21 protein-coding genes are annotated in these 19,630 nt (G+C 71.2%); 9 read left to right on the plus strand and 12 right to left on the minus strand.

From position 1 onward, the window contains the following. The first annotated feature begins 358 nt into the window (after positions 1–358). The 3 genes from HNR02_RS33270 to HNR02_RS33280 are packed head-to-tail and all read left to right on the plus strand — an operon-like array spanning position 359 to position 2,972. Positions 359–1,306 (plus strand): MetQ/NlpA family ABC transporter substrate-binding protein, encoded by a 948-nt coding sequence (locus HNR02_RS33270; protein WP_179777561.1) that lies wholly within the window; start codon positions 359–361, stop codon positions 1,304–1,306. After that, entirely contained in the window at positions 1,303–2,316 is a 1,014-nt protein-coding gene (locus HNR02_RS33275) for a methionine ABC transporter ATP-binding protein (RefSeq protein WP_179777562.1), read from the plus strand. Before HNR02_RS33270 ends, HNR02_RS33275 begins: the two co-directional genes overlap by 4 nt. Then, entirely contained in the window at positions 2,313–2,972 is a 660-nt protein-coding gene (locus HNR02_RS33280) for a methionine ABC transporter permease (RefSeq protein ID WP_179777563.1), read from the plus strand. Before HNR02_RS33275 ends, HNR02_RS33280 begins: the two co-directional genes overlap by 4 nt. A 165-nt stretch (positions 2,973–3,137) precedes the next feature. On the opposite strand, the gene HNR02_RS33285 is transcribed toward HNR02_RS33280, so the two are convergent. The 3 genes from HNR02_RS33285 to HNR02_RS33295 are packed head-to-tail and all read right to left on the minus strand — an operon-like array spanning position 3,138 to position 6,246. Then, the gene (locus HNR02_RS33285; RefSeq protein ID WP_179777564.1) at positions 3,138–3,965 is read right to left on the minus strand and encodes an alpha/beta fold hydrolase; all 828 of its coding nucleotides are present in this window, start codon (positions 3,963–3,965) and stop codon (positions 3,138–3,140) included. Next, complete coding sequence (locus tag HNR02_RS33290) at positions 3,965–4,762, minus strand: SDR family NAD(P)-dependent oxidoreductase (RefSeq protein ID WP_179777565.1); 798 nt, start codon at positions 4,760–4,762, stop codon at positions 3,965–3,967. The genes HNR02_RS33285 and HNR02_RS33290 overlap by 1 nt, the downstream gene beginning before the upstream one ends. Next, entirely contained in the window at positions 4,762–6,246 is a 1,485-nt protein-coding gene (locus HNR02_RS33295; protein WP_179777566.1) for a flavin-containing monooxygenase, read from the minus strand. Before HNR02_RS33295 ends, HNR02_RS33290 begins: the two co-directional genes overlap by 1 nt. Positions 6,247–6,359: 113 nt before the next feature. Here HNR02_RS33295 and HNR02_RS33300 point away from each other — a divergent pair, with 113 nt between their 5' ends. From HNR02_RS33300 to HNR02_RS33310, 3 genes are all read left to right on the plus strand, one after another. Next, complete coding sequence (locus tag HNR02_RS33300; protein WP_179777567.1) at positions 6,360–7,013, plus strand: TetR/AcrR family transcriptional regulator; 654 nt, start codon at positions 6,360–6,362, stop codon at positions 7,011–7,013. A gap of 37 nt (positions 7,014–7,050) precedes the next feature. After that, positions 7,051–7,203, plus strand: coding sequence for a hypothetical protein (locus HNR02_RS33305; RefSeq protein ID WP_179777568.1), 153 nt, complete (start codon positions 7,051–7,053; stop codon positions 7,201–7,203). Between the two features lie 62 nt (positions 7,204–7,265). Then, positions 7,266–8,138, plus strand: coding sequence for an RNA polymerase sigma-70 factor (locus tag HNR02_RS33310; RefSeq protein WP_179777569.1), 873 nt, complete (start codon positions 7,266–7,268; stop codon positions 8,136–8,138). A 1-nt stretch (position 8,139) separates the two neighbouring features. On the opposite strand, the gene HNR02_RS33315 is transcribed toward HNR02_RS33310, so the two are convergent. From HNR02_RS33315 to HNR02_RS33325, 3 genes are all read right to left on the minus strand, one after another. Beyond that, entirely contained in the window at positions 8,140–8,433 is a 294-nt protein-coding gene (locus tag HNR02_RS33315) for a hypothetical protein (RefSeq protein WP_312861269.1), read from the minus strand. A gap of 136 nt (positions 8,434–8,569) precedes the next feature. Beyond that, positions 8,570–9,049 (minus strand): LmrA/YxaF family transcription factor, encoded by a 480-nt coding sequence (locus tag HNR02_RS33320; protein WP_312861270.1) that lies wholly within the window; start codon positions 9,047–9,049, stop codon positions 8,570–8,572. A gap of 18 nt (positions 9,050–9,067) precedes the next feature. Beyond that, positions 9,068–9,418: a GNAT family N-acetyltransferase gene (locus HNR02_RS33325; RefSeq protein WP_312861271.1), complete on the minus strand. Its 351-nt coding sequence runs from the start codon at positions 9,416–9,418 to the stop codon at positions 9,068–9,070. A 97-nt stretch (positions 9,419–9,515) separates the two neighbouring features. Here HNR02_RS33325 and HNR02_RS33330 point away from each other — a divergent pair, with 97 nt between their 5' ends. Next, positions 9,516–10,943 carry a bifunctional phosphatase PAP2/diacylglycerol kinase family protein gene (locus HNR02_RS33330; RefSeq protein ID WP_179777570.1) on the plus strand — a complete coding sequence of 476 codons (1,428 nt, stop codon included), beginning with the start codon at positions 9,516–9,518 and terminating at the stop codon, positions 10,941–10,943. A gap of 13 nt (positions 10,944–10,956) precedes the next feature. On the opposite strand, the gene HNR02_RS33335 is transcribed toward HNR02_RS33330, so the two are convergent. The 6 genes from HNR02_RS33335 to HNR02_RS33360 form a co-directional block, all read right to left on the minus strand. Then, a complete protein-coding gene (locus tag HNR02_RS33335; RefSeq protein WP_179777571.1) occupies positions 10,957–12,042 on the minus strand; it encodes an acyltransferase family protein in 1,086 nt (361 codons plus the stop codon). 45 nt (positions 12,043–12,087) lie between these two features. Then, the gene (locus HNR02_RS33340; RefSeq protein ID WP_179777572.1) at positions 12,088–13,440 is read right to left on the minus strand and encodes an ATP-binding protein; all 1,353 of its coding nucleotides are present in this window, start codon (positions 13,438–13,440) and stop codon (positions 12,088–12,090) included. Beyond that, entirely contained in the window at positions 13,433–14,110 is a 678-nt protein-coding gene (locus HNR02_RS33345) for a response regulator transcription factor (protein WP_179777573.1), read from the minus strand. The genes HNR02_RS33340 and HNR02_RS33345 overlap by 8 nt, the downstream gene beginning before the upstream one ends. 68 nt (positions 14,111–14,178) lie before the next feature. Then, positions 14,179–14,796 (minus strand): alpha/beta hydrolase, encoded by a 618-nt coding sequence (locus HNR02_RS33350; RefSeq protein ID WP_179777574.1) that lies wholly within the window; start codon positions 14,794–14,796, stop codon positions 14,179–14,181. A gap of 72 nt (positions 14,797–14,868) precedes the next feature. Then, positions 14,869–15,759 (minus strand): dihydrodipicolinate synthase family protein, encoded by an 891-nt coding sequence (locus HNR02_RS33355; RefSeq protein ID WP_179777575.1) that lies wholly within the window; start codon positions 15,757–15,759, stop codon positions 14,869–14,871. Between the two features lie 89 nt (positions 15,760–15,848). Further along, positions 15,849–16,856, minus strand: coding sequence for a LacI family DNA-binding transcriptional regulator (locus HNR02_RS33360; RefSeq protein ID WP_179777576.1), 1,008 nt, complete (start codon positions 16,854–16,856; stop codon positions 15,849–15,851). A 144-nt stretch (positions 16,857–17,000) separates the two neighbouring features. Between HNR02_RS33360 and HNR02_RS33365 the strand changes: the two genes are divergently transcribed. Then, positions 17,001–18,317: an MFS transporter gene (locus tag HNR02_RS33365; RefSeq protein ID WP_179777577.1), complete on the plus strand. Its 1,317-nt coding sequence runs from the start codon at positions 17,001–17,003 to the stop codon at positions 18,315–18,317. Then, positions 18,314–19,630 (plus strand): FAD-dependent oxidoreductase, encoded by a 1,317-nt coding sequence (locus HNR02_RS33370; RefSeq protein WP_179777578.1) that lies wholly within the window; start codon positions 18,314–18,316, stop codon positions 19,628–19,630. The genes HNR02_RS33365 and HNR02_RS33370 overlap by 4 nt, the downstream gene beginning before the upstream one ends.

Genomic DNA, 19,630 nt, shown 5'->3' on the forward strand with positions numbered 1-19,630 from the left:
CTGCGCGCGGCCGAGAGCGCCGGCTTCGCTTCGCTACGCCCCGATCGTGGTGGTGGGCCGCCCCGTCTTTCATCGTTTCGGTTGCCGAGACACCGCGTCAAGCCGGGAAAGCGTGGCTTGACCCGGCGGCTCGGCAACCGAAGTGGGCTGGGGATCGGGGCCGGGGGAGGTGAGGTCGACCTGGTGGGCGCGTGCCGTTGCTGGGTGCGGTGAATGGTCAACTCGCGGGGCGCGTCGGCGAGTCGGCCGCGGCTGATCCACTAGCACGACCGGACAATCGAAGGCAAATCCATCCTGCCGCCGATCACCATGCGGGACGTCCGTCCCTCGTTCCGGTGATCGTCGGCAGGATGGCGGCATGTCCGAAAACATCTCCGACGACGCCGTTCTCCCGGAAAAGCCCCGGAAGAAGCGGGGCCCGCTGATCGGCGTCACCCTCGCCGTGGTCGTCGTCCTCGTCGCCGTGGTCCTCGTCGTCGTGAACGCGACCTCGGACTCCGGGACCACCGCCGGCCACACGACCGTGAAGATCGGCGTCACCGACGCGAGCTCCGACTACTGGACCACCTTCCGCCGGATCGCCGCCGACAACGGCATCGACCTGGAGCTGGTCAACTTCTCCGACTACACCCAGGCCAACCCGGCGCTGGCGCAGGGCCAGCTGGACGTCAACCTGTTCCAGCACCTGCTTTTCCTCGCCAATTACAACGTCTCCGCGGACCAGACCCTGACCCCGATCGGCTCGACCTACGTGGTGCCGCTGAGCCTGTACTCGCGCAAGCACAACGCCGTGGCCGGGATTCCGCAGGGCGGCCAGGTCGCCATTCCGAACGACCCGACCAACCAGGCACGCGCCCTGCTCGTGCTGCAGTCGGCGGGCCTGATCTCGCTGCGCGGCGGCGGCACCGTGCTGTCCACCCCGGCCGAGATCGACCAGGCCGCCTCCAAGGTCACCGTGACCCCGGTCGACGCGTCCCAGACCGTCGCCGCGCTCCCCTCGGTCGACGCCGCGATCGTCAACAACAACTTCGCCCTCGACGCCGACCTCGACCCGACCAGCGCGCTGTTCAACGATGATCCCGCGAGCCCGTCCGCCGAGCCCTACATCAACACCTTCGTCACGCGCGCGACGGACAAGGACAATCCGACCTACCTCAAGCTGGCCGAGCTGTACCGCGATCCGCGGGTCGCGACCGAGGTGCAGGCCGAGTCGAAGGGCACCTCGGTGCTCGTCAGCCGGCCCGGCGCCGAGCTGCAGTCGATCCTGGGCCGCCTCGAAGAGACCGTGCGGGCCGCGAAGCAGTGAGCGCGCTGATCGAATTCCAGGGCGTCACCAAGAAGTTCGGCGACGTCACGGCCCTGGAAGATGCCGACCTGTCCATCGGCGCCGGTGAGATCTTCGGCATCATCGGCTATTCCGGCGCGGGCAAGAGCACGCTGGTCCGGCTGATCAACGCGCTGGAACCGGTCACCTCCGGCCGGGTCCTCGTCGACGGCGTGGACCTGACCACGCTCGGCGAGCGTCAGCTTCGTGACGTGCGAGCCGGGATCGGCATGATCTTCCAGCAGTTCAACCTGTTCCGCTCGCGCACGGTGTTCGGCAACGTCGCCTATCCGCTCAGGATCGCGGGCTGGGACAAGGCCCGCCGGCAGGCGCGGGTCGCCGAGCTGCTGAAATTCGTCGGCATCACCGACAAGGCGTGGCACTACCCGGACCAGCTCTCCGGCGGGCAGAAGCAGCGCGTGGGCATCGCCCGCGCCCTGGCCACGAACCCGAAAATCCTGCTCGCCGACGAGTCGACGAGCGCGCTGGACCCGGAGACCACCGGCGAAGTGCTGCGGCTGCTGCGGCGGGTCAACACCGAACTCGGCGTGACGATCGTGGTCATCACCCACGAGATGGAGGTCGTGCGCGCGATCGCGGACAAGGTCGCGGTGCTCGACTCCGGCCGCGTCGTCGAGCACGGCAGCGTGTTCGACGTGTTCTCCTCACCGAAGACCGAAACCACCCGCAGGTTCGTCGGCTCGGTGGTCCGGGACGCGCCCGGCGGCGCCGATCTGGAGCGCATCCGGTCCCGGCACGGCGGACGACTGGTGACCGCCCGCATCCACGACGCGGGGCGGCTCGGCGCCGTGCTGTCCGACGCCGTCGGCAAGCACAACGTGCGCTTCGAGATCGTCTACGGCGGCATCACCGCGTTGTCCGGCCGCTCGTTCGGCGGGCTCACGCTGGAACTGATCGGCGCCGAAACCGACGTCGAGGCGCTGATCGCGGATCTGCGCACCACCACCGAGGTCGTGGAGGTCCCGGCATGATCGACTGGGAAACCCTCGGCCCGGTGTTCTGGGAGGCGATCCTGCAGACGCTCGGGATGGCCGTGGTCACGCTCGTCGCGGGCGGCGCGCTCGGGCTGGTGCTGGGCGTCCTGCTCTACACCACGCGCGCGGGCGGACTGCTGGCGAACCGGTTCGTGTTCACCGTGCTGAACCTGCTGGTGAACATCATCCGGCCGATCCCGTTCATCATCTTCATCACCGCGATCGGCCCGCTGACGATCTTCACCGTCGGCACGTCGCTGGGCACCGTCGCGGCGACGTTCGCGCTGGTCATCGCGGCGACGTTCGGGATATCGCGGATCGTGGAGCAGAACCTGGTGACCATCGATCCGGGCGTCATCGAAGCCGCGCGGGCGATGGGCGCGAGCCCGATGCGGATCATCCTCACGCTGCTCGTGCCGGAGGCGCTCGGACCGCTGATCCTGGGCTACACCTTCGTGTTCGTCGCGATCGTCGACATGACCGCGGTGGCGGGCGCGGTGGGCGGCGGCGGCCTCGGCGACTTCGCCATCGCCTACGGCTACCACCGCTTCGACTGGGCGGTGACATGGCTGGCGGTGATCACGATCATCGTACTGGTGCAGGGCGCGCAGTTCCTCGGCAACCGGCTGGCGCGCAAGGCGCTGCGGCGGTGACCGTTACCCTTCGGGGCCGTCATCTCCCTACCGGGGCAGCGGTGCGCTGCCCCGGTAGCCGAACATCTGGTCGTCAAGATCCGTGCGGCGATCGCGGCGCAGGTTCAGCGTGAGGTCCTCCGCGCATCGGCTCGATCAGCACGAAGCATCGCGAAACGACTGTCCCTACTCCCTCGATCCCCAGAAACCCGCGACCAGGTCGTGGAACTCCTTGGCCCGCTCGATCTGCGGCATGTGCCCGGTGTCGGTGAACAACCGCGTCTGCGCATGCGGCAACGCCTGGTGCGCGGCCTCCAGGTGCAGCGCGGGCAGGATCAGGTCCCGGTCACCCCACACCACGAGCGTCGGCAACGCCTGGGCAGCCACCGCGTCCAGCAACGGCCGCCGCCAGGACTCGCTCACCCCGCGGAAGCCGCCCAGACCGCGGGCGGTCTCCAGCATCACCCGCGCCGCGTGCGGCTGCCGGGAAATCTCCAGTGCCTGCTCGATCCGTTCCCGGGTCGCATGGGCGCGGTCGAAGAACAGGGCCCGTTCGGTCCGCACCGCGCCCGCCACGCTCGGGCGCAGCAGCAGCTTTCCCAGTGGCCGCAACGCGAGCAGGCGCAGCGCGACCGTCACCTCGCGCCCGAAACCAGCGCTGTTCGCCAGAACCAGGCTGCGCACCCGCGACGGCGCGTCCACCGAAAGCCGCATCGCGACCGCGCCACCGAGCGAGTTCCCGGCGACGTGTACCGGCCGCGTCTCCCCCACCGCGTCGAGGAAATCCACCGCGAACGCCGCCAACGCCTCCAGGGTGTGTTTGCCCGGCAACGGATCCGAGTGGCCGAAGCCCGCCAGGTCGAGGCTGTAGGTCCGGTACTCGTCGGCGAGCAGGTCCTGCTGATCCGACCAGTCCCGCAGGCTCCGGCCGATCCCGTGCAGCAACAGGGCCGGTGGCCCGTCACCCGCGATCCGGTAGCGGGTCCGAACGCCCCGCACGTCCACGTAGTCCATCAGCGCAGCCGTCCCAGGAGACGGCTGTGCGCACCGGGCAGCAACCGCACCAGCAGGTCCGGGATCTTCGCGCTCCACCCGATCAGCACGCGGGGTTTGCGGTGCTCGATCGCGTCCACGATGGCCTCCGCAGCCGTCGCCGGAGGGATCCGCAGCACGCGCTCCCACTTCCGGGTGTCCATCCCGCCCGGCACCCCGCTGCCGACCCGCGCGGATTCGGCGATGCGTGTCCGGATACCGCCGGGGTGCACCGAGGTCACCCCCACCTTGCCCGCCAGTTCGTGCCGGATCGCTTCGGTGAACCCGCGCACCGCGAACTTGCTCGCCGCGTACGCCGACTGTCCCGGCGGCGCGATCAGGCCGAACACGCTGGAGACGTTGACGATGTGCGAGCCGCGGGCCGCCTTGAGCGCGGGCAGCAGCGCGTGCGTCAGCTGGACCGGGGCCCGGAAGTTCACATCCAGCACCCAGCCGAACTCCTCCAGCGTCAGCTGGTCGAACCGCCCACCCAGCGCGACCCCGGCATTGTTGACCAGCAACGTCAACCGCGGGTTCTCCGCCAGCACGCGCTGGGCGACCTCCGCCGTCTCCCGTTCCGAGGACAGATCCACCACGTGGGCCGACACGTCCACTGTGGAACCGACGGCCTTGGCCACCGCCGCCAGCCGGTCCGCGTCCCGGTCCAGCAACACCAGGTTGCTGCCCCGCGCCGCCAGCGCGTGGGACAGCGCTTCCCCGATCCCGCTCGCCGCGCCGGTCACGACCGCCGTGCCGCCGTCGAACACGTAGTCGCGCATCAGGCCACGCTCTCCTTCGCCGTCTTCGCCGCCCGCGAGAACCGCATCGCGTCGTCCTCCAGCGAACCGCGCCGCATCAGCAGCACGTCACGCGGGTAGTTCTGGAACAGGCGCCACGGCGCGGCTGGGCCCTGCTTGGGCAGCTTGTCGATGCTGCGCAGCACGTACCCGGACTTGAGGTCGATCAGCGGATCGGTCGCCTCGACCGACGGCGGCGGGACCGGCGTGCAGGTCGTCAGCCCGCGCGAGTCCAGGTGATTGAGCAGGCGGCACACGTACCCGGCCACCAGGTCGGCCTTGAGCGTCCAGGACGCGTTGGTGTAGCCGATGGTGAACGCGTAGTTCGGCACGCCGGAGAGCATCATCCCCTTGTACGCCAGCGTCTTCCCGATCTCGACCGGCTCACCGTCGACGACCAGTTCGAGTCCGCCGAAGGGCAGCAGGTTCAGCCCGGTGGCGGTCACGACGACGTCTGCTTCCAGCTCGCGGCCCGAGGACAGCCGGATGCCGTCCGGGGTGAACGTGTCGATGGTGTCGGTGACGATGCCGGCCTTGCCGCTGCGCACCGCCTTGAACAGGTCGCCGTCCGGGACGAAGCACAGCCGCTGGTCCCACGGGTCGTAGGACGGGCTGAAGTGGGTGTCCACCTCGAAACCCCGCGGCAGCTGGGCCGACACGCCCTTGCGCAGCAGTTTCCGCACCGCGCCCGGCACGCGGCGGCTCAGCTGGAAGAACAACAGCTGGGAGAGCACGTTCTTCCAGCGCACCACCGGATAGGCGACCTTGGGTGGCAGCAGCCCGCGCAGCCGGTCGGCCAGCGGGTCGGTGCCCGGCAGGGACAGCACGTAGCTGGGTGAGCGCTGCAGCATCGTCACGTGCTCGGCGTCGCCGGACATCGCGGGCAGCAGCGTGACGGCGGTGGCGCCACTGCCGATCACGACGACGCGTTTGCCGGTGTAGTCCAGGTCCTCCGGCCAGTGCTGCGGGTGCACGATGCGGCCGGTGAACTCGCTCTGGCCGGGGAACTCCGGCGTGTAGCCCTGGTCGTAGCGGTAGTAGCCGGAGTTGACGAACAGAAAGCCGCACGTCATCCGCACGCGCTCACCGGTGTCCGAGCGCTCCGCCTCGACCGTCCACAGTGCCTCCGCCGAGGACCATTCGGCCCGCACCACGCGGTGGTGGAAGCGGATGTGCCGGTCGATCCCGCGTTCGCGGGCCGTGCGCTGCACGTACTCGCGGATCGACTTGCCGTCGGCGATCGCCTTCGCCTCGGTCCACGGCTCGAACGAGTAGCCGAGCGTGAACATGTCCGAGTCCGACCGCACCCCCGGATACCGGAAGAGGTCCCAGGTGCCGCCGATCGCGCCGCGCGCCTCGAAGATCGCGTAGGACTTGCCGGGACAGTCGGCCCGCAGGTGCGCGGCCGCGCCGATCCCGGACAGGCCGGCACCGACGATCAGGACATCGACGTGTTCGAGCGGCATCGCTTCTCCCCGTTCCTCCGGTGTCGACCGCAACGTACCAACGGTATGTCGAGGGAGTCAACACGATGTCGAGAGCACCGACGCGGTGTCGGAACACCTGATACGGTGACCGCATGACGTCCGATCCCGCCACCCGGGCCCGCCCGGCCCGCGGCCGCCGCGCCCCACGGCCGTCCGGGGACGAGCGGGAACTGGCGATCCTGACCACTGCCGAGCGGCTGCTGGAGGAGCGCCCGCTCGGCGAGATCTCGATCGACGACCTCGCCCGCGGCGCCGGCATCTCCCGGCCGACGTTCTACTTCTACTTCCGCTCCAAGGACGCGGTCCTGCTCACACTGCTCGACCGGGTCACCGAGGAGGCGGAGCGCTTGACGTCGGCGGTGTTCGACGACCCCTCCCCCGTCCAGCGCTGGCGCCGCGCCCTGGACGCCATCTACACCACCTTCCGCGCGCACCGCGCCGTCGCGCTCGCCACCGCCGAGGCCCGCCACACGAACGCCGAGGTGCGGCAGCTGTGGGCGGGCATGATGGAGACGTGGGTCAGCCGCACCGCGGAGGCCATCGAGTCCGAGCGCGCCCGCGGCGCCGCGCCGGACGGGGTGCCCGCCCGCGACCTCGCGATCGCGCTGAACTCGATGAACGAGCGCGTGCTGTACGCGACGTTCAGCGGTGATTGGCCCGCCGTGCCCGAGCAGGACGTCCTCGGCGTGCTGCTCGACGTCTGGCTCACCACCATCTACCGCACCACCGAACCGCCGGCCTGCTGACCCGTTTCGGCGTGCCGTCGCCGGGTAGCCCCGGTCCATGGAACGCAAGACCCAGCGCGACGAGGAACTGCGCGAGGACCTCCCCGACGCCGACGACGCACCGCGGGACGAGCAGCAGGTCCAGCGCGGCGAGCAGGGCACTTCCTCGGGTGATCCGCACGACGACTTCGACCCGCAGCAGGGCCGGTAGCGCGGGTCAGGCGACCCGCCTCGAACCACGCGAGTACGGGCCCGGGTGGCATCCTGGGCGGCGTGGACCGCCTCGCCCGATTCGAAGCCCACCGTCCGCGCCTGCTCGGCCTCGCCTACCGGCTGCTCGGCGAAGCCTCCGAAGCCGAGGACGTCGTGCAGGAGACCTACCTGCGCTGGGACGCCGCGACCGGCGTCGAGATGCCCGAAGCGTGGCTGACCAAGGTGGTCACCAACCTGTGCCTGAACCGGCTGACCTCCGCGCGCGCCCGCCGTGAGACCTACACCGGGCCGTGGCTGCCCGAGCCGGTCTTCACCGACCGCGGCGAGCTGGGTCCACTGGAGACGGCCGAGCAACGCGACACGCTCTCGCTCGGGATGCTGGTCCTGCTGGAGCGCCTGACCCCGCCGGAGCGGGCCGCGTTCGTGCTGCGGGAGGCGTTCGGGTACAGCCACCGCGAGATCGGCGAGATCCTCGACCGCGACGAGGCCCACGTCCGCCAGCTCTGCCGGCGCGCGCGGCAGCACGTCGGGGAGGGCCGCAAGCGCTTTCCCGCCTCGCCGGAGGACCGCCGCCGGATCACCGAGCGGTTCCTCGCCGCCGCCGTCGAAGGCGATGTGCCCGCACTGGAACGGTTGCTCGCGGCCGATGTGGTGGCGTGGTCGGACGGCGGCGGCAAGGTCACCGCCGCGCGGCGACCGGTGTCCGGACGGGACAAGGTGGCGCGCTACCTCACCGGTCTGGCCCGCGATCCGCGGATGGCGGCCATGACGGTCGAACCGCGCTGGGTCAACGGCGAATGCGGTGTGGTGATCCGCCAGTCCGGCACGCTGTTCGCCGTGCTGGTTCCCGAGCCGGGAGAGGACGGGCTGGTCGCGCTGCACACGATGCTGAACCCGGACAAGCTCACCTTCGCCGGCTCTCAGAAAGCGTGAGTCAGTCGTGTCGCGGGTACGGGATCGTGTTCGCGCCCGCGCGCCGGGCCGCGACCACCAGGCAACGCTCGCACGGCATACCCGCGGGGCCGTCGAGCACGTCCAGCTCACCGGGCCTGCCCTCGAATCCGCAGTAGGCGACCAGCACACCGGGCCGGTCGGCGGGCAACGGGAAGACGTGCGCGACCCGGCGGGTCTCGCCCACCACCCCCGCGCGCGGCCGGGCCAGGACGAACGCCCCGCTCAGGCCGCCTGGCTCGTCGTGCACCTCGGGCACCTTCACCCATCCACTCACGGTGAGCCTCCTCCCCGGTGCACCCCGGCGGGTCCACTCCGGATACTCGAGCCGATGGTTCCCTGGTCCCGGTGCACGGCAAACTCGCGTGCCGGGTTTTCACCCGACAGTGATCAGTCCACTGTGGCTCGCGCGGTCAGGCGCGAACCGCCGCGTCCAGGAGCGGCCCCAGTTCTGTCACCACCGCGTCGAGCGGGCCGACGTCCTCCTGCCCGCGGGCCAGCACGATCGCGCCCTCCAGCGCGCTGATCATCACCACCGCCAGCGAACGGCTCCGCTCCTCCGGCACGCCCATCCCGCGCAGGCCCTCCCCCACCGGCCCGAGCCAGGTTTCGAAGCCCTCGCGCACGGCGGCACGGATCTTTTCGTTGACGGACACCACATCCGCGGTGGTGGCCACGAGCGGGCATCCGGCGGTGAACCCCGCGTCGCGGAACTGGTCCCGCCACTGCCCCACCATCGCCGCGAAGAGTTCCGCCGGTGTCGAGGCCCGGGCGGCGTAGCGTTTCACCCTGCCGCCGGCGAACTTCCCGGTCCACGCCACGGCTTCGCGCACGAGCTGGTCCTTGCCACCGGGAAAGTAGTGCTGCAGCGAGCCCCGGGACCATGCGCTCACGGGGACCGCGCTCGCTGGTCATACGGCCTCCGGCATCGTCAGCTCGTAGTGGTACTCGCCGTCCTGCCTTTCTCCCAGCCGGAAACCCTGGCGCCGCAACAGGGCCTTGGCCGCGGTGTTGTCCGCTCGCGTCACCGCTCGCACCGTCCACCCCTTCCACCGTCCCGATGCCCGCAGCCAGTTCGCCATGCCGGTCGCGATGCCCTGCCGTTGCCACGGGTCCGCGACCATGATGCCCAGTTCCGCTTCGCGTGCGTCGACGGCCACCAGGTTGAGGAGGCCGACCGCGGTGTCGCCGTCGACCGCCGCGAGGGCGATTCCCGGCGCCGTGTTGGCCGCTCCGGTCACCGTGTTGGCCGCTCCGGTCACCGTGTTGGCCGTTCAGCGACGGGGGCGAGGGCCAGGTGGAGCGGAAGAGAGCGCGGTGCCCCTCACCCGGGACCGGAGGCGACCTAGACTGACCGGCATGCGGCGATGGGTGTCCCGGGTCGACCGGCGGATGTTCGCGCGGGTGGCGGCGACCGATTCCGTGCTCCTGGACCGGGTTCTGCCTCGCCTGGGAAGCACGGCCAACTACGGTGCGTTGTGGTGGGCGGTCAGTGGCTCGCTCGCCGCGACCCGCAGCCGCCGGGCGCGACGGGCCGGTCTGCGCGGGATGCTCGCACTCGGGATCGCCAGCGCCACGGCCAACGTGGTGAGCAAACGCATCATCCGCCGCACCCGGCCCTCCACCGCCGCCATCCCCGCCGTCCGCCAGTTGCGACGGGCGCCGTGGACGACGTCGTTCCCGTCCGGGCACTCCGCGTCGGCGGCGGCGTTCGCGACCGGCGTCGCCCTGGAGTGGCCCGCGCTCGCCGTGCCGGTCGGGGTCCTCGCCGCCGGGGTCGCGACCTCCCGGGTAGCCACCGGCGCGCACTACCCGTCCGACGTGCTCGCCGGGATCGGGCTCGGGCTCGGCGCGGCCGTCGTGACGCTGTCCTGGTGGCCCCGCACCCGCGCGGCCCCCTCGGATGCCGGACCGTGGCCGGTTCCCGCACTGCCTGCCGGTGACGGGCTGGTCCTCGTCGTCAACCCGTCAGCGGGCAGCGCCGATTCCACGGTCCTGGACCGCGTCACCACCGAGCTGCCCCAGGCCAAGATCATCGAACTCGGTGACGGCGAGGACCTGGCCGACGCCCTCACCGAGGCCGCGCGGACCTGCCGGGTGCTGGGTGTCGCGGGCGGGGACGGCACGATCAACATCGCCGCGCGGACCGCCGCCGACCACGAGGTTCCGCTCCTCGTCTTCCCCGCGGGCACCCTGAACCACTTCGCCCGCGACATCGGTGTCGAAACCGCCGAGGACGCGATCACCGCACTGCGCGCGGGCACCGCGGTGCGCATCGACCTCGGCGGTCTCGGTGATCAGGTCTTCGTCAACACCTGCAGCACCGGCCTCTACACCGATCTCGTCCGCTACCGCGAGAAGTGGGAGAAGCGGATCGGGAAGTGGCCGGCCATGCTCGTCGGGCTGGTCCACGTGCTGCGCCGCGCGAAACCGCAGGAACTCGTCGTGAACGGCGAGCCGCGCAAGGTGTGGATGATCTTCGCGGGCAACGGCGCCTACCGCCCGCGCGGCTTCGCCCCCACCTACCGCCAGAGCCTGGACGACGGGCTCCTCGACATCCGCGCCGTCTACGCCGAACGCCCCTACGCCCGCACCCGCGTCGTCCTCGCCGCGCTCACCGGAACGCTGCGCTGGTGCCGCCCCTACCAGGACCGCCCCGCCGCGCCGCAGCTGCACGTCACCGCCCCGTCGGGCCTGCTCCACTTCGCCATCGACGGCGAACTGACCCAGGTATCCCCGGACATCACGCTCCGCAAACGGCGCGGCGCGCTGGTCGTCTACCGCTGAGCGCACACCGGCCTCACCTGACCCGACTCGCCCGAGCCGCGTTGATGAGCCTTCGCCCGAACGCGATGGCGGGCTGTTCCACCCAGCGCCGGAGGCCGCAGGCGAACAGCAGCGCGACCGCCGACGTCGCGACGGCCTTGGGCAGGCCCGTCGGCAGCAGGACCCCGGCCACCGCCGCGGCTCCGGTCTGCGCCAGGTACAGCGCGTAGGACCGGTCACCGATGTAGGTGAGCGGGCGGCTCGCGAGCACCCGCCGGACCGGCCCCCGCGCGATCACCGCCACGAGCAGCAATGCCGCTCCCACGGCGTAGAACGGGACGACGAACTGCCAGTTCCCGCCGAGCGCCTGCACGAGCGGCTCGACCGACAGCTGCAGCACGCAGAACCCCAGCGCGACCAGCACCGCCGCCGCCGGGCTGGTCAGCGGTCGCAGCACCGCGAACCCGCGCGGGTGGTGCAGCGCGAGCGCGAGCAGGCAGCCGACGACCAGCGAGCCGTAGTGCACGGTCAGGCTCGCCCACTGGTGCGCGGGCGCCAGCGGCAGCACCGCGAGCACGAACCCCACCGCCCCGATGCCGAGCATCAGGCGTAGCGCGGTCCTTCCCGTCCGCGCGAACGACGTCAGCACGAGCAGCGCGGGCCAGACGAGGTAGAACTTCTCTTCCACGCCCAGCGACCACGACGTCGGGTACGGCGTGTTGTAGTCGACGACCTCGTTGAAGAACGTCAGGTAGTACGGCATCGCGTCGCCGAGCCTGCTGCTGTGGTACGTGCCCGCCAGTGTCATCGCCAGCGTCGTCAGGCCGAGCAGCAGGAGGTACACCGGTATGATCCGGAAGACGCGGCGGAGATAGAAGTCACGCAGCGAAATCCGGTCGGTGCGGTCCTCTTCGCGCAGCGCCAGCGTGGTGATGAGGAACCCGGACAACACGAAGAACAGCTGGACGGCGATCCAGCCCTGCAGCCGGTCGACGACGGGGCCGCCGTAGTGGAAGAACACGACGGCCAGCGCGGCGAGCGCGCGCAGGCCGGCCAGGCCGGGGAACCACGACGACGCCCGGTATTCCGCGTGGTCGAGCGGCCGCCAGGAGAGGATCATGCCCGCAGCGTCGCGCCCGGACGCTGAACCGGACCTGAAGCCGGCTTAAGACGTCTTCAGCTCCGGCAACCGGACGACGAACCGGCTGGCCCCGTCGAGCCCGGCCGTGCCGCCGTGGGCGCGGGCGATGTCGGCGACGATCGCCAGGCCCAGCCCCGATCCACCGTCGTCGCCTGCCCTGGCGTCGTCCAGGCGCACGAACCGGTCGAAGACGCGCTGACGGTCCGCTTCGGGAACGCCGGGCCCGTCGTCGGTGACCGCCAGCACCGCCCAGCCGTCCACAACGGACACCTCGACCACGATCCGCGACGCCGCGTGCCGCTCGGCGTTGTCGACGAGGTTGCGGACCAGCCGTTCCAGCCGCGACCGGTGCCCGCGGACCACGGGATTCCCGCTGACCGCGATCTCGGCTCGCCCTGCCGCGACGGCATCGACCACTTCGGACAGTGGAACGGGCCCGAGGCGGCCGGGACCGGCGTGGTCGAGCTTGCCGAGCAGCACGAGGTCGGCGACGAGGTCCTGCAGCCGGGTGATGTCGAGCAGCGCGTTCCGGCAGGCGTGGCGCCAGTCGAAGCGGTCGGGGTGGGCCAGCAGCACCTCGAACTGCGTCCGCAGCGACGCGAGCGGGGTGCGCAGTTCGTGCGACGCGTCGGAGGTGAACCGGCTCTGCCGCGTGACCGCCTCGTCGAGCCGTTCGAGCATCGTGTTCATCGTCCCGGCCAGACGCGCGATCTCGTCGCCGGTGCGCGGGTCGGGGACTCGCCGGCTCAGGTCGTGCGCGCCGATCTCGGCGACCTCGCCGCGGATGGCTTCGACCGGGCGCAGCGACCGGCGCACGGCCAGCCACGCGATGACGCCGATGAGCAGCGCGACGCCGGGAACGCCGAACGTGAGCACGGTTCGGACCGAGTCGAGCGCGGCCTGGCCTTCGCGATCGACCCGGGCGGCGGCGAAGATCTCGTACTTGCTGTCGCCGCTGTCGGCGTGGACGACCTGGAGCGAGAGTTCGCCGTCGAGCGCACGCAGCTCGGGCAAGCAGCCGACGGACGCGCGGTCTTCGGCGTCGAACTGGAAGGGCCGCAGGATCACCTCGGCGCCGGCGGTGGCCAGGGTGGTCTCCCGCAGCACCGGGCAGGAGGCGAGAGAGGTGCCGCGGGAGTCCTTGACCTCGTAGATCGAGTCGCGCACGAGCAGCCACAGATCGGCGGGCCGGGCACCGTTGTTCATCAGCTGGACGATGGCATCGGCGTGGGCGTCGGCGAGCTGCGTGGCAGCCTCGTCGAGGCGGCGCTGTTCCTGGAGAACGAACCACACCGACACCGCCCCGAGCGCCACGCCGGACAGGACGCAGGCCAGGACCGCGACGCGAAAGCGCGTCGAGCGCCAGAAACTAGGCACCCGCCGCCACCACGTGGTAGCCGGCGCCGCGAACCGTCCGGATGGTTTCGGCGCCGAAGGGCAGGTCGATCTTGCGGCGCAGGGCGCTGACGTGGACCTCGACGAGATTGGCCGTCGCGGTGGCGGCGAAATCCCACAGGTTGTCCAGGAGTTCGGCCTTGGTCACGACCTGCCCTGGCCGCTGCATGAGGTAGGCGAGGAGGGCGAATTCCTTGCCGGTGAGGACGATGTCGGCGCCGCCGCGCCGGCAGGTTCGGCCGGCCTGGTCGAGTTCGAGGTCCCCCAGTTTGAGGATTCCCGGCCGGGTGGCGCCGCCGCGGCGGATGAGCGCGCGCAGACGGGAGAGGAGGATGTTGTAGGAGAAGGGCTTGGGGAGGAAGTCGTCGGCGCCGGTGTCGAGTGCCTCGATCTCGTCGTCCTCGCCGTCCTTGGCGGTGAGCATCAGGATGGGAGTGCTGTTGCCCTGGTCCCGCAGGCGGCGGCAGACGCGGTAGCCGTTGAGGCCGGGCAGCATGATGTCGAGGATGATCGCGGCGTAGGGGTGTTCGGTGGCGTGCCAGAGCGCGTCCCGCCCGTTGTGGGCGACGTCGACGGCGTACCCCTCGGCGATGAGCCCGGCCCGCAACGCTTCGGCCAGCCGCCGCTCATCCTCGACGAGCAAGATCCGCATCGCGTCACGATGCCACAGCCCGGCCCCGTGACCCGGCACGGGCCTCGTCCCCGAACCACGCACCGGAGTCAGGTCAGGGCTGTGGCCAGGAACGTCGTGACGAGCGAGCGCCATGTCCGGCTGCGGCGGAGCATGGTGTGCCCGCTGCGTTCCACCGGGTACCACGGAATCCCGGCCCGCCGCGCGTAGGCGTGCGAGGCACGCGGATCCGTCCACCGGTCGGACGTGCCGTGGGCGATCACCGCCCTGCCGGGCGCCCGGCACACCGGTTCGCCCGGGACGATCCACGGCGCGAGCGCGCAGACACCACTCACCTGGTCTCCCAGCCGGAGCCCGACCCGGCCGCCCATCGAATGCCCGATCACGACGACGGACGTCCCTGGGCGTTCGGCGGCCAGCTTCCGCATCGCCCAGTGCGCGTCCGCCAGTGGATCCGCCTCCCCGTCGTTCCAGCCGCGGAACCGGTACTGCAGCTGCAGGAACGGCACCTCCGGCGCGGACCGCGCGACAGCCCGTCCCAGGGCGGCCACCCGCAGGTACGCCAGCTGGTGGCGATGGACCCGCTGGTGGCTGCGGGCCCGGCCGCCCGGCAGCATCAGCACCACGGTCCGCGCCGACGGGTCACCGCGCCGCAGCCAGTTCAGCCGGGGGGCGAGCTCGGCGGCATGATCGGAAGACACACTCACGGGTGCCATTCGTCGTCGGCGCTCCGCCGGATTGCCGGTGCGGGGCACCGCGCCGCCCGCCCCGGAGCCTGATCAGGCCAGCTTCACGTCCGCCGCGACGAGCGCGGCCCGGAGCGCCTCCCGCTCGGCCGCGGACACCGGCGTGAGCGGCGAAAGCGAGTGCCCGCCGTCGCGGCCCTGCAACGCGAGCGCGACCTTGATCCGTGCGGTCATGTTCGGGCCGTCGATCGCGCGCCACACCGGCAGCTGCTTGTTGTGCAGGTCGAGCGCGGCCTGGTGGTCGCCGCGCCGCACGGCGTCCCACTGCGCCAGGCACAGCTCGGGCACGACGGTGAGGGTCGCGCTGATCGCGCCCCGCGCGCCGAGCAGGTAACTCGGGTACAGCAGGTCGTCGACCGCGGTGAGCACCGCGCCGCCTTCGGGCGCCATGTGCAGCAGGTCGGCGAGCTGGTGGATGTTGCCACCGGACTGCTTCACGCCGACGACCTCCGGCACCTCGTTCAGCACGCGCGCGACCGTGGTGGCGGGGATGAGCGCGTACGGGATCACGTTGTAGATCACGATCGGCTTGCCGGTCTCGCCGGCGATGCGCCGGTAGTACTCGACGGTCGTGTCCTCGTCCGGCTGGAAGAGGTAGTGCACCGGGGTCACCTGCAGCGCGTCGACGCCGGTGGCGGCGATCGCCTTCCCGTAGCGGATCACTTCCTTGGTGCTGTCCCGGATGATCCCGGCGATCACCGGCACGCGGCCCGCGGTCTCCTCGACCGCCGCCGCGGCGAGGGCCACCGAGTCCTCGGCCGACAGCATCTGGCCGTCCCCGGTGCTGCCCGTGACGCACAGGCCGTGCACGCCGAGGTCGAGGTGGTAGCGGACCTCCGCGCGCAGGGCGCCGAGGTCCGGCTCCTCGGCCGCGGTGAACGGGCTGACCAGCGGCGGGATGATGCCGTGCAGATCGAGGGTCATCGAGGGTCCTTTCGTGGGAACGGGGCGAACAAGAATGTAACCGGTGACATTTTCTACCTTGAGCGACCGGGTCCGGTTCTGTCAAGGCATCAGCGCCGCGGGCGGTCGCATGAGCCGCGGACGTGGAACTTCGTCGGGAGCACCACGTCTTCGCCGCCGGTCTCCGCGCCATCGAGCAGTGCGAACAGCACCCGCCCCGCCTGCGCCCCGATGTCGTGGGCGGGCTGCTCGATCGCCGTGATCGGCGGGTCGACGAACGGGAAGAGGTCGGTGTCGTCGAAGGTGACCAGCGACAGGTCGTCCGGGATCCGGACGCCGCGTTCCCGCACCGCCTGCAGGGCGCCGATCGCCAGCACGTTGTTGAAGGAGAACACCGCCGTCGGCCGCCGCCCGAGGTCGAGAACCTCGCACATCGCCCGGTAACCGCCCTGCCTGCCGAGAAATCCCTCGCGCACGCACTCGGGGCGGACGGTGAGCCCGGCCGACTCGCAGGCTTCGCGGAACCCGGCGAGCCGCTGCGCCGCCGTCGGCATCCCGTGCGGGCCGGAGATCATCCCGAGATCGGTGTGCCCCAGGTCGATCAGGTACCGCACGGCTTCGCGCGCGGCACTGAGGCTGTCGGTCCGCACCAGCGGGATGTGGCCGAGGTCCGGCGGCCGCCGGTCGACGAACACCGTGGGAATCCCGTTGCGCACCAAGCGGGCGACCCCTTCGCCGACCCCGCTGGAGGACAGCAGCGCCACGGCGTCCACGGTGCGGCGCGCGAAGGAGGTGAGCACCTGCGCTTCGCGCTCGGAGTCGAAGTCCGAGCTGGCGATGAGCACCTGGTAGCCGTGCCGCACCGCTTCGTCCTCCAGACCGCGCGCGACCTGCGCGGTGAACGGGTTGGCGATGTCGGAGACCAGCAGGCCGACCAGCTTCGTGCGGCCGCGGGACAGGCTGGCGGCAACGCCGTGGCTGACGTAGTCCAGCTCCTCGACCGCCCGCAGCACCCGCTCCGTGCGGTCCGGGCTGACCGGCGCGCCGCCGTTGAGGACGCGCGCGACCGTCGCGGTCGACACGCCGGCGGCCTTCGCCACGTCCCGGATGCTCGCCATGCCGTTCCTCCCGCCTTCCCGGACATTATGTCGCTCCGCCCGTTGACAGACCGACGGTGTCCAACCCAGACTGTGTCGCATGATGTCACCGGTTACATTTCCTTCCGGTGGCCCCCACCAGGCAAAGCACAGCGAGGTGCCAGGATGGCAGTCGAAAGCAGCACCGGCACGGAGCGCGCCGCCCCGCCCCGTCCGCGCGGACGGAACGTGCGCTGGGCCGTGATCAGCGCGGTCACCGTGCTGACCATCACCAGCTACCTCGATCGCGGCAACCTCTCCGTCGCCGCACCGGTGATCCGTGACGACCTCGGTTTCAGCGCCACGCAGATGGGGCTCGTGCTGTCGGCGTTCGTGTGGCCGTACGCGATCATGAACCTGCCCGCGGGCTGGGCGATCGACCGGTTCGGGCCGAAGATCATCATGTCCGTCGCGGCCGTGATGTGGTCGATCGCGGGCGCCGTCACCGGACTGGCCCGCAGCGTCGCGTCGTTCGTCGGGCTGCGGGTGCTGCTGGGCGTCTCCGAGGCGCCACTGTTCCCCGGCGCGCTGAAAGCGACCGACGAATGGTTCCCCGACCACGAAAAGGCACGCGCCACCAGCGTCTACATCGCGGCGACCCAGGTCGGGCTGGCGATCGCGCCGCCGATCACCACCGCGCTGCTGATCGCGGTGGGCTGGCAGATGATGTTCGTGCTGATCGGCGGGCTGGGCCTGATCGGTGTGGCGTGCTGGTGGTTCGCCTACCGGCACCCGGACCGGCATCCACGCGTCAGTCGCGAGGAACTGGCCTACATCAAGGAGAACCAGCGCGGTGGCGGCGCGGCGGCGGAATCCGCGGCGGCGCTGGGCAAGCAGTGGGTGAAGCTGTTCCGGTACTCCACGATCTGGTGGATGATCATCGGCGGATTCTGCCTGCAGTACGTGTTCTGGTTCTACATCACCTGGCTGCCCAGCTACCTGGAGTCGGCGCAGCACTTCTCGATCAGCGCGGCCGGCTTGCTCTCCGCGCTGCCCTACATCGCCGGTGGTGTCGCCGTGGTGATCGGTGGCCGGTTCTCGGACCTGTTGGTGCGGCGGGGAATGCGCGCGATGGACGCCCGGCGGCGCACGATCGCGGCCGGTTCGCTGCTCACCGCGATCGCACTGGCCGCCACCGCGATGAGCAGCGGCGCGGCCATGGCGATGACGTTGCTGACCATCGGGATGTTCACCTACAGCCTGACCACCGCCTCGTACTGGGCGCTGGCCTCCGATGTCGCGCAGACGTCCACGATGGTCGGTTCGATCGGCAGCATCCAGAACTTCGGCGGTTTTCTCGGTGGCGCCTTCGCGCCGATCGCGACGGGCATCATCGTGGACCGCTTCGGCGGGTTCGTCCCCGCGCTGATCGTGGCGGCCGTGCTGTTGCTGGTCAGCGTCGTGTCCTACGGTCTGCTCGCGCGGAAGCGGCTGCCGGTATGACCCCGGATGTCGTGGTGGTGGGCGGTGGTTCGGCCGGGGTGGCGGCCGCCGTGTCGGCCGCGGAGGAAGGCGCGCGGACTCTGCTCGTCGAGGCGTCCGGGGCGGTCGGTGGGACGTTGGCGTGGCAGTGGCTGGAACATTCCGCGGGCTTCCACGACGTGCACGGCACGCAGGTCACCGGCGGGATCGGGCAGCGGCTGGTGGACCGGCTGGTGCTGGCCGGTGGTTCCCCGGGGCACGTGCCCGACGACGTCGGCTACACCGCCACCCGCACGCCGGTCGACCACGCGACGCTGGCCCTGACCCAGTCGATCCTGCTCGACGAGGCCGGGGTGGAGGTGTGGTTGCAGTCGATGCCCTGTGGTTTCCGGGACGGTTCCCTGGTCGTGCGGACGCCGGCGGGCTCGCGGACGCTGCGTGCTCCGGCGCTCGTCGACGCCACCGGCGATGCCGCTGTCGCCGCGCTCGCCGGAGCGCCGATGCAGCCCGACACGGCGGAGACACAACCGGCTTCACTGGCGTTCAAGGTCGGCGGGGTGGATGTCCCCGCCCTGCTGGACTACCTCCGCGCACACCCTTCGGAGGTCCGTGCGGGCAGCGTGATCGCGGACGCCGACGCCGAGCACGCGAACGTGTGGGGTCTGGGCACGCTCCTGCGCGAGGGCCGGGACCGTGGCTTGCTTTCCTTGCATCGCACGGAGTTGCACCTGGCCGCGTGGTCCCGCCGGGGTGAGGTGGTGCTCAACCTGACCCGCACCCCGGTCGCGGCGGGAGACGGCTGGCTCGGCGCCGCGCATGCCCGGCTTTCCCGGCAGGTGCTGGACATCGTGGGCTGGCTGCGCGCGATGGTTCCCGGCTTCGGCGCGTGTTTCCTGACGGCGGTGGGAGACCGGGTGGGCGTGCGCGAGTCCCGCCGGGTCGTCGGCGCCTACACCATGACCGGTGCGGACGTGCACCACGGCGCCCGCTTCCCGGACGCGATCGGGCGCGGCGCCTTCCCCGTGGACGTGCACTCGGCGACCGCGCCGGGCCTGTCGCACACCGACGGCGTCGGCGCGGGGTACGAAATCCCCCTGCGGGCACTGCAGGTTCCCGACGTGCCGAACCTGCTCGTCGCCGGACGTTGCGTGTCCTCCACCCACGAGGCCAACGGGACCCTCCGGATCACCGCGACCTGCTTCGTCACCGGCGAGGCCGCCGGCGTCGCCGCCGCGACCGCCGCCGCCGAGGGCGTGCCACCCGTGAAGGTGGCCCCGGCGCCGGTCCGGGAACGCCTGCGCGGACGGGGCGCGATCCTCGATAGTGAGCCCTGA

The organism is Amycolatopsis endophytica, from assembly GCF_013410405.1.
GTDB classification, from domain to species: Bacteria; Actinomycetota; Actinomycetes; order Mycobacteriales; family Pseudonocardiaceae; genus Amycolatopsis_E; species Amycolatopsis_E endophytica.